Annotated in this window: 8 protein-coding genes and 1 pseudogene; 3 read left to right on the top strand and 6 right to left on the bottom strand. The window is 71.7% G+C overall.

Translation table 11 applies throughout. The features are described from left to right. The 5 genes from pbpC to CKO41_RS16740 all read right to left on the bottom strand — a co-directional run. Positions 1 to 1,875: penicillin-binding protein 1C (gene pbpC, locus CKO41_RS16760; RefSeq protein ID WP_242464396.1), on the bottom strand; the 1,875-nt coding region annotated here is incomplete at its 3' end. Between the two features lie 350 nt (positions 1,876 to 2,225). Next, positions 2,226 to 2,537: a hypothetical protein gene (locus tag CKO41_RS16755; protein ID WP_200255027.1), complete on the bottom strand. Its 312-nt coding sequence runs from the start codon at positions 2,535 to 2,537 to the stop codon at positions 2,226 to 2,228. Positions 2,538 to 2,596: 59 nt separating this feature from the next. After that, positions 2,597 to 2,938 carry an HVO_A0114 family putative DNA-binding protein gene (locus CKO41_RS16750; RefSeq protein WP_200255029.1) on the bottom strand — a complete coding sequence of 114 codons (342 nt, stop codon included), beginning with the start codon at positions 2,936 to 2,938 and terminating at the stop codon, positions 2,597 to 2,599. 7 nt (positions 2,939 to 2,945) lie between these two features. Then, positions 2,946 to 3,221 (bottom strand): toxin-antitoxin system TumE family protein, encoded by a 276-nt coding sequence (locus CKO41_RS16745; protein WP_200255030.1) that lies wholly within the window; start codon positions 3,219 to 3,221, stop codon positions 2,946 to 2,948. Between the two features lie 298 nt (positions 3,222 to 3,519). After that, positions 3,520 to 9,030, bottom strand: coding sequence for an alpha-2-macroglobulin family protein (locus CKO41_RS16740; protein WP_200383121.1), 5,511 nt, complete (start codon positions 9,028 to 9,030; stop codon positions 3,520 to 3,522). 455 nt (positions 9,031 to 9,485) lie between these two features. Here CKO41_RS16740 and CKO41_RS16735 point away from each other — a divergent pair, with 455 nt between their 5' ends. The 3 genes from CKO41_RS16735 to CKO41_RS16725 all read left to right on the top strand — a co-directional run bounded on the left by CKO41_RS16735 (position 9,486) and on the right by CKO41_RS16725 (position 10,624). After that, positions 9,486 to 9,800 (top strand): HVO_A0114 family putative DNA-binding protein, encoded by a 315-nt coding sequence (locus tag CKO41_RS16735; protein WP_200252579.1) that lies wholly within the window; start codon positions 9,486 to 9,488, stop codon positions 9,798 to 9,800. 241 nt (positions 9,801 to 10,041) lie between these two features. Further along, the gene (locus CKO41_RS16730; protein ID WP_200383120.1) at positions 10,042 to 10,257 is read left to right on the top strand and encodes an AbrB/MazE/SpoVT family DNA-binding domain-containing protein; all 216 of its coding nucleotides are present in this window, start codon (positions 10,042 to 10,044) and stop codon (positions 10,255 to 10,257) included. A gap of 4 nt (positions 10,258 to 10,261) precedes the next feature. Continuing rightward, positions 10,262 to 10,624 carry a type II toxin-antitoxin system PemK/MazF family toxin gene (locus CKO41_RS16725; RefSeq protein ID WP_200383119.1) on the top strand — a complete coding sequence of 121 codons (363 nt, stop codon included), beginning with the start codon at positions 10,262 to 10,264 and terminating at the stop codon, positions 10,622 to 10,624. A 557-nt stretch (positions 10,625 to 11,181) separates the two neighbouring features. On the opposite strand, the pseudogene CKO41_RS19205 reads toward CKO41_RS16725, so the two are convergent. Further along, a pseudogene (locus CKO41_RS19205) lies at positions 11,182 to 11,400 on the bottom strand (TOTE conflict system archaeo-eukaryotic primase domain-containing protein); the annotation flags it as partial. Positions 11,401 to 11,548: the final 148 nt, after the last annotated feature.

Raw genomic sequence — 11,548 nt, 5'->3', positions numbered from 1 at the left:
AAGGGGGATCTGGGCGCCGTCCGGCGGGTAGGCGATCTCGGGGGCGGCGATGGTCGTCTGCGATGTCCGGTGCGGGTCGCGTACGCGGCGCAGTGGCGGCGGCAGGTCGGCGGTGGTCGCGATGAGGGTGCCGGCCGGCGGGGGCGGCAGCGGGGTGCGCGGGCCGAGGCGGGCGAAGGCGTCGATCAGGATCGGGGCGGCGACGTCGATGCCGGCCAGCCCCGGCACCGGGGCGCCGTCGGGGCGGCCGACCCAGACGCCGACGACGTGGCGCCCGTCGAAGCCGATCGCCCAGGCGTCGCGGTAGCCATAGGAGGTGCCGGTCTTGTAGGCGAGGGTCCCGGGCGAGGCGTTGGTCGGGGCCGGCGCGCCGGCCAGGATGTCGCCGACCTGCCAGGCGGCGCGCCGGTCCATGACGCGGCGGCCTGGGTCGCTCGCGGGGCGCGCGAGGCGGTCGCTGAGCGCGACCGCCTCGCCGCCGCGGGCGATCGCGGCATAGAGGGCGACCAGATCGGTCAGCGTCAGGCCGACCCCGCCGAGCCCGATCGCGAGCCCGGGCGGCGATAGGTCGGGCAGCACGGGCGCGACGCCGGCACGGCGCAGGCGGGCGACGAGCCGCGCCGGGCCGACCGCCTCGAGCACGGTCACGGCCGGCACGTTGAGCGAGCGCTGGAGCGCCTCGCGCACGGTGACCGTGCCCTGGAAGGTCCGATCGAAGTTGCTCGGCACATAGCCCGCGAAGCCGCTCGGACGGTCCTCGATCAGGCTCTCGGGGTGCGCCAGGCCGAGCTCGAAGCCGAGGCCGTAGATCAGCGGCTTGAGGGTCGAGCCCGGCGAGCGCACGGCGCGGGTCATGTCGATGAAGCCCTGGCGCCGGGTCGAGACGGGGTCGGGCGAGCCGACCGCGGCGAGGATCTCGCCGCTGCGATGATCGGCGGCGAGCAGCGCGAGCGAGACCCCGGGGCCGACGGCCGCGGCGCGCTCGGCCACCAGCGCTTCCAGGCGGCGCTGGAGCCCGGCGTCGATGCTCAGGCGGTAGAGATCCTGGCCGGGCGCCTCGCGCACGGCCCGCTCGGCGGCATGGGCGGCGAGCATCGGGAAGGGTTGCCGGCGGGTCGGGACGGGTTCCTGGCGGGCCGCGGCTGCCTCGGCGGCATCGATCAGGCCGCGGGCCTCGGCGCGGGCCAGGACCCGGTCGCGCGCCCGGCGGGCGGCCTGCGGCTCGCGGTCCGGCCGGCGCGCCTCCGGGGCCTGCGGCAAGGCCACGAGCAGCGCGGCCTCGGCCGTGGTCAGGCGCCGCGGCTCCTTTCCGAGATACGCGAGCGCCGCGCTGCGCACCCCTTCGAGGTTGCCGCCGTAGGGCGCGAGGTGCAGGTAGGCGGTCAGGATCGCGGCCTTGTCTGCCTGCCGCTCCAGCGCGAGTGCCTGGCGCGCCTGCGTGATCTTGCCCGCCAGGTCGCGGGTCGGCTCGCCCTCGCGCAGCCGCACGACCTGCATCGTCAAGGTCGATGCGCCGGAGACGATCCGCCCCGCGGCGAGCGCCTGGAGTGCGGCGCGCGCGACCGCCCAGGGGTCGACACCCGCGTGCGAGAAGAACCGTTTGTCCTCCCACGCGAGCAGCATCGCGACGAAACGCGGATCGACCTCGTCGAGCGTCACCGGCAGCCGCCAGCGGCCATCGGCGACCGTGAAGGGCCGCAGCAGCTCTCCGTCGCGGTCAACGACGAGCGGTGAGGTCGGGACCGCGAGCGACGGCGGTGCGACCCCCGCCACGAACGCCCGCCAGCCGAGCGGCACGGCCACGGCCCCGAACAGCGCGGCCGCGAGCAGCGCGACGCCGAAGATCGCGCGCCGGCGGCGGGCTGCGATGCCCATGCTAGGTTCCATGGCGACTCGCGCCACCCCATGGCATGGAGCCCGTAGGGTGCGGTGAGCTTGCGAGCCGCACCGTTCGCAACACCGGCATTGGTGCGGTTCGTTCCTCACCACACCCTACACAGCGGACTTTCACGGTAACAGCACCGGGCCAGGGTCACGATTTAACCGAGAATCGGCAGTTGGACGGTGCTCGAGGTGCGCCGCGCGGGGTGTCCGGCAAGGCACGAGGAGGCGCAATAGCCCGGCTATTGCAACGACTTGTAACACCGCCGGGCGCCGCGCATCGGGCGCCGTAGCGGCCTCCAGCGAGCGGGTGAGCAGGATTCACGCAAAGCATCTTCGCGATTTCAACGACTTGAATCCATGATGAAGCGGTCAACTGCCGTTTTTAGGTTTAGCGGCCCCCGATCAACAAGACGCACTGCTCCGTTAATGGCCGAGGCCACGTCCTTGACCAGGGCCGAAGTCACCGCATTCCAGGAGCGCGTTGCGGCCTTCACCGGGGCGACGTATGGGGTGGCCACGGTCAAGGTCGCGCGTTCGATCGACGAACGGGAGATGTCGGGCGATGCCTTGCTGGATTTCGGCGATGGGACGGATTCGACGTCGTGGTTGGCGGTGCATCGAGGCGGTGTCCCTCCGTTGCGATCGCGATCCATGCTTCGGGTCAGGCGCGTGTGGTCGGTGCACCCCTGTCGCGGGCGAATTCCTGCGGTGGTCATGCCGCCTTCAGCATGAAGGCGACGTGCACTTCGTCATATGGAAACAGTAATTTACCGTCGGTTGTCTTGTCGATCACGCCGGCGGCGACGAGTGCCTGCGCGTCGCCGTGGACGCCTTTGACATCGCGCCCGACGCGTCGGGCCAGTTCGCGCACTCCGAGCGGGCCAGCGCCGGTGAGGGCCTTGAGGATGGCCCAACGGTTCGCGGTCAGGGTGCTCCAGAGTTCTTCATGGCTCGGGAAGCTGATGTAGCAGCCTTGCGGTTCGCCACGAAACGCGGACTTCATGCGCGCGGCGGTGGTTTCGATGCTGGCGACTTCGATGGTGACAGTGGTCATGGTGGCCTCACAGTCGGGCGACATCGGCCCAAAAGTCGTCGACGAGTCGATCCGGCGTGGTGAAGGCGTAAGGGACTTCATCCCGGCCGATGTGCTTGTGGTCACCCTTGCCCGATTCGTTGTCGTAGCGCAGCACACAGAGTTCATCCACGACCAAGGCAAGTCGGTACTTGAAGGGATGCGTGCTCCCAGCCAAAGGGACCGGAACCTGCCAGATCACGAGGTCGGCGAAGCGGTTGGGTCCCAACAGGACACGAGATCTCAGCAAGAGGACGGCGTTCATGCTGTTGTCAGAATGACAACGGTCTTGCGCCCTGTCAATCCTGACCCCCGCGGCGCATCCTATGATGTTGAGTGGTTTGTGTTTCCAGGGCGCTTGCTCCGTGGATCATGCCTCCATCGCACCGGCTGCGAGCGGCGTTCACGGCAACCTGGAGTGGCGGATGTCTGACATGGCAACGGGTGTCACGGCACCGTTCGCAAAGCCGACATCGGTGCGGTTCGTTCCTCACCACACCCTACGCAGCGGGCTTTCACCGTAACCAACGCCTTGCCCGGGCGCCCGGCTCAGGGTCGCAAACTCATGGCGCCGTGACCTCGACCTCGCCGGTATCGGTCCAGGCGCGTTGCGCCGGGCGGTACATGTCCTCGACTGTCGCGGCCGGGTGGGCGAAGCGCCCGGGCGAGACCGCACGCACCCGATAGGCGAGCTGGAAGGCGGCCGGGTCGTCGGCGCGGCGTTCGAGGGCGGCGACGAAGCGGTCGCTGCGGAACTCCTCGTGGGCCGGCAGTGCGGTGAGGTCCAGCCAGGGGAGGCCAGTCAGGTCACCGGCGCGCAGCAGGTGCGGGTTGTCGATCTCGAAGCCGGCCGGTAGCGGGTCCTGGACGAGGAGCCGCGCGGCCCGCGGGGCGTCGGCGGCGACGCTGACGACGACCACCAGCCGGGTGCCCTGCGCGACGCGCGCCGGGTCGACCGAGCGGCCTTCGCGATCGTAGTAGGCGCGGGTGATCCGGTAGCCCTCCCCGCCGGCCGGCGGCGCCACGAGGGGCTGGCCGCTGCGGGTGACGGCGGCGGCCAGTGGCCGCTCGCCGACGTTGGCGATGACCAGCGGCCCGTCGGCGAGCGCCGCCGCGTCGAGGCGCCGGTAGAGGGGGCCGTCTTGGCGCCGCCCGGCGATCTCGAGCTGGGGTGCGGCGGCACCGCTCGTCAGGGCATGGGCGGCGAGCAGCAGCCAGGCCTGCTCCTGGGTGCTGGTCAGCGGCTGCTCGGCGCGCAGCGCCGCGAGCCGCTCGCCGAGCCCGGCGAGATCGCCCGGGCGGATGCCGGTCTCGGCGAGCAGGGTCGCGATCGCCGCCGCATCGCGCAACGGCGAGCCGTAGTCGGCGCGCCAGCCGCCGTCATCGGCCTGGCGGGCGAGGAGGTCGAGCGCCGACCCGAAGGCCGCCTCGGCCCGCGGCCGGTCGCCGTAGAGGGCGAGCGCCGCGCCGAGCTGGGCGCGGGCGAGCGGCGTGGCGAAGGCATCGAGCTTGGCCGCCGCGTAGTAGCGCAGGTCGCCGATGATCGCCCGGCCGTTGCGCGCCAGCACGTAGAGGGCGTAGGCGATGTCCTCGCCGCCGGTGCCGAACTCCCCGCCGTAGGCGACGCGGTTCGCCAGGTTGTCGAGGGCCGCGCGGAAGGCCGTGTCCTTGACCTCGTAGCCCTGTTCGCGGGCGCGGGTGAGGAAGTCGCTCACGTAGGCGTCGAGCCACAGATCGCCGTCGCCCGGTGCCCAGGCGCCGAAGCTGCCCTGGGCGGCCTGCTTGGCGAGGACCGCGGCGATCGCGTCGCGGATCCGCTGCGGGGCCTCGGCGCCGGCGCCCCCGTTGCCACGGAGCCCGGCGCTCAGCGCCGGCGAGTCGAGGTAGAGGAGCGGCAGGGCGCGGCTCGCGAGCTGCTCGGCGCAGCCGAAGGGGTAGCGGTCGAGGGTCCGCACCAGGCCCGGCACGTCGAGCCCCAGCGCCCCGTCGATCGCGAGCGACAGGCTGGCGGTGCCGGGGATCAGGGCGGCGAGCCGCTCGGCATCGAGCGCGAGCTCGCCGCCCGGGGGCAAGGGCACGACCGCGGTCTCGACGAGCGGCGGCGTGGCGTCGCGCACCGCGAGCGTCAGGGTCTTGTGCAGCACGAGCCCCGATTGGGTCTTGAGGAAGACGTTGAGTTCGTCTTCGCCGCTCGCGAGCGCCGTGATCGGGATCTCGGTGACGGTGCGCACATCGCGGGCGAGCGCCACGCGCTGGTGGGCCTGGTCGCTGAAATACTCGGGGGCGATCCGCACGCGCCCGTGGGCACTCGTCACCGACAGGGCGGCATCGCCCGGTGGGCCTTCGAGCTGGGTCAGGTCGAGACGCAGCCGCGAGTGGTCGCCGGGGGCGAGGAAGCCGGGCAGGGCGGCCTCGATGACGATCGGGTCGCGCACGATCAGGTCCTCGACCGCGTGGCCGACGCCGTCGGCCGACCAGGCCATCGCCATCAGCCGCACCGTGCCGTTGAAGTCGGGTAGCTCGAAGTCGATGCTCGCGTGCCCGTCGGCGTCGACGCGGCGGATCCCGGAGAAGAGGGCGAGCAGGCGCTCGGTCGGCGGCGGGCCGCTGAGGCGCAGCATGCCGGCGTCGCCGCCGCTGCGCACCTGGCCGCGCGCGCCCTGCATGCGGTCGATGAGCTGGCCGTAGAGGTCGCGGATCTCGATGCCGAGGCGCCGCTGGCCGAGATACCAGTCGTCCGGGGCTGGGGCCTGGTAGCGGGTCAGATTGAGGATCCCGACGTCGACGGCCGCGACCGTCACATAGGCCTCGGCGCCGGCCGGCAGGTTGTCGATCGCGACCTCGAGCGGCAGCGGCCCGCGCGGGGCGACGGGCTCCGGGTGGTCGAGGCGCACCGCGAGGCGCCGCTCGCCCGGGTCGACGCCGGCCCAGGCGAGGCCCATGGCCCGCCCCGGCATTCGTTTCTCAGCCAGGTCCATCGGCCGGTAGACGACGGCCGTGACATAGGCGCCCGGTCCCCAGTCGGCGGTGACCGGCAGCTCGACGGTCGTGCCGCCCGCGGGCACGCTCACGGCACGCATCGCGATCAGCCGGTCGTCGAGGACCAGGACCAGGGCCTCGCCGGCGAAGCGCGGCGCGATGTGCACGCGCGCCGTCTCGCCGATGCGGTAGCGGTCCTTGTCGAGGGCGAGCTCGACCCGATCCGGCGTGTCGACGGCCGTCGGCGCGACGTACCAACCGGCCTCGAAGGTGACGCTCGCGGGCAGCGCGGCGCCGCTCGGGTCGCTGACCTCCAGGACATACTCGCCCCAGTCGACGGCGGCCTCGACGCGGCCGGCCGCGTCGGCGGCGAGATCGAGCGTGCCACTCGCGACCCGCTGGCGGCTGACGATGGGCTCGTAGTCCCAGCGCCCGTCCAGGCGGTACCACTGGAAGGTCCGGTTGACCTTCGCGAGTGTCCAGCTCAGCCCGGCGAGCGGGGTGCGCGCGCCGTCGGGGCCGATGCCGATCAGGTCGAAGGCGGCGCTGCCGCCCTGCTCGACCCGCTCGCGGAAGGCCGGCCGGATGCCGATCCGCGGCGCCTGCCCGGCCACCGGCCGCTCCAGGATCCGTTCGACGGGTCGCCCGCCGGCGTCGGCGACCTCGACGCGCACCTCGGCGACCTGCGGCCGGGTGAGCGCCGGTGCCTCGGGCAGGACCGCCACCAGGCTCGCCTGCCCGGTCGCATCGGTGCGCGTGCCGGGGAGCGGCGCGCTGACGGGCTCGGCCTCCTCGTCGGCGAGACCGAAGCGGAAGCCCGGATGCTCGGCGAGTTCGGTGACGGGCCGGAGCAGCGTCGTGCCCGAGACCGCGAGGTCGCCCGCCGGGGCGCCGTAGAGGAAACGCGCCGCCAGCGTGACGGTCGGCGGGTCGGCCGGGTCGATCGGGTCGGGCGGTGCCGCGAGCGCGAAGTCGAGCCGCTCGGGGCGGAAGTCCTCGACGGCGAACGGCTGCTCGGCGAGCGCCGGGGCCTGCGGGTCGCCGTAGGCGGCGACGCGCCAGGTGCCGTGCATCGCGCTCGGCAGCAGGTCGAGGGTCAGCGTGCGCCCGCCGAGGCCGCCGTCCTCGGTCAGCACCCGGGTGTGCTCGACGCCGTCGGGACGGCGCACGACCAGGGTCAGCGGCAGATCGGCGAGGGCGCGCGCCCGCTCATCGCGCAGCAGGGCCGTGATCTGCACCGACTCGCCGGGCCGGTAGACGCCGCGCTCGGTCACCAGGTAGACGTCGAGCGGCTGGGGCGCGGGGCGCCCGGCGACGCCTCGGTCGGTCAGGTCGAACGGCGTACTGGTCAGGTCGAGGAAGCCGTAGTCGCCGTCCGGCCCCTCGGCGACGAGCAGCGCCGGCGCCTGGCCGCCGCGGCCGCGCAGCAGCCCGGCCGGGATCTGCGCGAGGCCGGCGGCGTCCGTCGTCGCCTGGGCTAGGACCTCGTTGTTGCGCGCCACCAGGCGCACTTCGAGGTCGGCGAGCGGGGAGGCCGTCGACAGGGCGCGCGCGACCACATGCAGGCCGTCGGCCCCGGCGAAGGCGCCGAGGCCGATGTCGGAGACGACGAACCACTGGGTCGCCGCCTGGTCCTCGTCGGGGACTTGGGCCGGGCGGGCCGTCAGGATGTAGACGCCGGGGGCGAGGTCTGCGATCAGCTCGCCGACCGGCACGGCGGTCGTCACGTCCCGGTTCAGCTCGCTCGTGACCGTGACGGTGCCGCTCCAGAGCCGCTCGCCGGTCTGCTCGCGGATGCGGCGCGTCTCGTATTCCTCGAGCGGCTTCAGGAAGGTGCCGTCGCCGATCGCGGGGGCGAGGGCGCGGTCGCCGATCCGATAGAGGGTCGCGGCGACCTCGTCGGTGTTCACCGAGACGAACGGGATGGCCGCCTCGCCGCCCTTCGGCAGCACATAGGCGCGCCCGAGGAAGCGCACCGCCGGGGCGCGGTCGCGGACGTAGACCTCCAGTTCGGACGACCGGGCGAGCCGCTCGCCGTCGTCGGCCGGCAGCCCGGCGCGCACGAGGATGCGGTAGCGCTCGCCGTGGCGGGCGCCGTCGATGCAGACCTGCTGCTCCTCGACCTCGACGGCCAGCTCCGGGTGGCCCGGCACGGACACGAAGTCGGCGAGCTCGGGGCGGCGCTGGGGGAGCGGCTGGGAGAACTGGAGACAGATCCGCGGGCTCGCGGCCTCGGCGTCGACCCGGTGGTCGAGGATCCGAAAGCCGTGCGCGGCGATCAACCGGTCGTAGTGGGCGCGCACCGCCGCGTCCTCGATGAGCGCGAGGGACGCGCGCTCGGCGCGGATCGCGGCCTGCCAGGCCGAGCGCGCCGCGAGGGCGCGGCCGAGCAGGGCGAGGCTCTCGGCCCGCTCCGCATCGCCCTCGGCGCGCAGGTAGGCGTTGATCGCCGCGCCGCTCGCCTGCTCGCGGAAGCGTTCGCGGGCGCGCCAGTCGTCGGTCTTGGCGGTCAGTGCCGCGCGCGCGAGCGCCGCCCAGAGCGCGGGGTCGTCCTGGGCCTGGCGCAGCGCCTGCCTGTAGAGGCCGACCGCCTTCGCGGCGTTGCCGGCGGCGATCGCCGCCTCGGCCTCGACCAGCGGCGCCTGCGGCAGGCCGCCCGGGGCCGGCGCGGCCGCGAGGCTTGCCGCCAGGCGTTGTGCCTCGTCGGCATAGCCTGGCGGCAGGAAGCCCAACTCGCCGAGCCGGGCGGCGCGGCGCTCGGCCCGGGTCGCCGGCGAGCCCGTCAGGATCCGGCCGGTCACCGCCCCGGCGAACGGGCGCAGCTCGCCGTAATCGCTCTTCAGGAAGCACCAGCGGGCCTTGAGGTTGTAGGTGAAGGACAGGCAGCGCGCGTCGGCGAGGCAGGCCGCCTGGCAATCGGCCAGGGAAAGATCCTTGCGCGTCGCATAGTCGTGGCCGAAATAATCGCCTCCGTCGATCAGGATCAGGTCGCGCTCAGCCCCGTCCGCCGCCCATAGCCAAGGTGCGATGAGGCACAGCGTCAGCAGGACCAAGACGAGGCGTAGCGCGGCGGGACGCGACGGCGAAGCGGGCATGGCAGAGACCTCGGCAGACGGGGACGTTGGTTCGGCTCCGTGTCGGGCGCCGTCGTCGCGGCGCCCGAGGTAGAGGACGCGGACGCTCGGGCACGGGCCATCGCCGGGCGTCGGCCCCTCGCTCGCCGCGTTGTCCTCGGGTTCATTCTAGCCGCGCGCCCGCGGTTTGGCAGGCCCGCCAGTCGGAGCCGCATCGGGGGCGACACGGCGCCGGAAGGGCTCTCGCAAACAAGGGGGCGTCGCGGCGGGGCCGGAGGGGCGCTCGTCTCAGGCGATGGGTGCGTTGTAGAGTGCGTTGCGCGGACCCTTGCCATTGACGCCATCAAGGTGAGGAACGATTCAAGAACACCTGAAACAACGGGGGGCGCGCCTCTGGCCCGCCAGGCGGGCGGGACGCCTGCTCCCCATGGTGATGTGCGCCACTTGTTTTTCCCTCGTTACCAAGAGGGCAACTCATGGACACGCTGATCATCGAAGTGGCGAGTGAGGAGGCCGCGCTCGCCCAAGCCATCGCGACGGTCGAATCGGGCCAGCCGCAGCCGCCGCGATACCTGTTCGACTCCGAAGAGGCGTTGCTCGACACCCTGACCGGCAACCGCTTCGCGATCCTCAAGGCACTGTGCGGTGCCGGCCCGATCGGCGTCCGCGAGTTGGCCCGGCGCGTCGGGCGCGATGTGCGCGCCCTGCATGCCGACGCGCATCGGCTGGCTGCGATCGGCCTGATCGACGAGACCGAGGGCGGCAAGCTGCATATCCCTCGGGCGTCGTGACGAGCAACGATAGAAAACGACGATGTTCGATCTGGATGACGAGCGTTGCCGGATCATTCCGACCCCGATCCGCCCCGGACGACACCGGGCCCGTCGATCTGAGGTCGTTCAGCCGCGATCGAACTGCGCTACATTCTTTGCGTTAGGCGTGACAAGACCAGGCGTCGAGCGAATTGGGGCATTGACCCGGCCGCGCGTCGCGGATAACGTCTGAAAGGAATATCCTTACCGGGGTCGGGCCATGATTACCAGCAAACTGACGAGCAAGGCGCAGACGACCATTCCACAGCCCGTCCGCGCCGCGTTGAATCTGCATGAGGGCGACGAGCTGGAATATCGGCTGGAAGCGGGTCGAGTGATCCTCACCAAGCGGGCCGATGAAGCCATGGGCGATCCCTTCCGTACCTTCGACGAGTGGCACTCGGACGCGGACGCAGTGGCTTACGCAGACCTTTGAGCCGATGCCGACCTTCACCCAGGGCGATGTCGTCAAGGTGCCGTTCTCGTACACGAGCCGCCCGACACGTCAATCGCGGCCGGCACTCGTCATCTCCGCGGGCGATATCACAGACGGCAATGCCTCCGACTTCCGGCTCCTTTGGGTGCTGATGATCACCAGCGTGCAGAACCGAGGCTGGCCCGGTGATGTCGTGCTCGACGATCTGTCCGGCACCGGGCTGCCCGCCCCGTCCGTGATCCGCACCGCCAAGATCGCCACCATCGAGGCCGGGGATGCGACCCGGCTCGGTTGCATCGGCGACGGCGTGCGCGCCGAGGTTCTCGGGCGACTCCGCGGCCACCTCGGCATCGATCCGGCCCGGTGACGCTATGGGACCGGTGACGCTATGGGACAAGAAGGGGACCCGTTTATCCTGGTTCGATGCCTTGGAATGTGAAGCGCAGGCCAGTCGTCCCCAGTAGGCGGTGCTGCCGGAGTGGCGCGAAGTGACCTCCCGGATGGGCTTCGCCCCCGAGGTCGCCTGCCCGGCGGGAGGGAGGCCCCAACTCCGCTCCCCGGGCGCTCCCACTCGTCACCTACCCTTGACGACGAAGACCGTATCAACGCGGGTTGAGCCGTGCTCCCGGCCTAGGCAGGTCATCGCTTTACAGACGCAAGAATTGACCCTACTGCCCCCTTTGGCCCAACCGCCTGGCTGGTCGCATCACTCGATCAGCATGGCGTCCCCGGGCGCTACTGGAACAGCCGCTCCGGGAGACGGCGAGGCGGAGCGAATGATGAAGCCGGTCGCAGCGGATGGGGTGGGCCCCGACCGCCTTGGAGGCAAACCACGCTATCGACGCCGGGCCAGGCTTAACAAGTCCTGGCGGGGCTGCCTCACGGCGAGTCCGGGGTCTAGGCGAAGCCCCATCGAGGTGATACCTACCAACCGGGATCGGGGCGCCCCTCAATTTTCGTGAACATCAAGCCATCAGATTGCTTGGCCATGCTCACGATGAGGTCGGCGAATCCTCCCCGCGGCATGGTGTCCTGATTGGGGAACAGACGATCGTAGGATGTCATCGGAAGCTCGTGGCGCCTCGCCATGGTTTCCGTGAGCAGGAAGCACCCCATCCTTCGGGCCGTTGCTGCGGGCACCGGCGCTGAGAATAAAGATCCAGATAGTGCCTGGACGGAAAGTCGTTTTCAATCGCAAGAACAATGCCTTATAATCGAATCGGGCACCGGAAGTCGAGCGGCCGGAAGCCGTCTGGGCCCACGGCGCCGCCGCTAACTGCCTGATTGTTCG

It is taken from the genome of Thiococcus pfennigii, from assembly GCF_016583835.1.
GTDB lineage: Bacteria > Pseudomonadota > Gammaproteobacteria > Chromatiales > Chromatiaceae > Thiococcus > Thiococcus pfennigii.
This window is presented reverse-complemented; position numbering and strand designations above follow the sequence as displayed.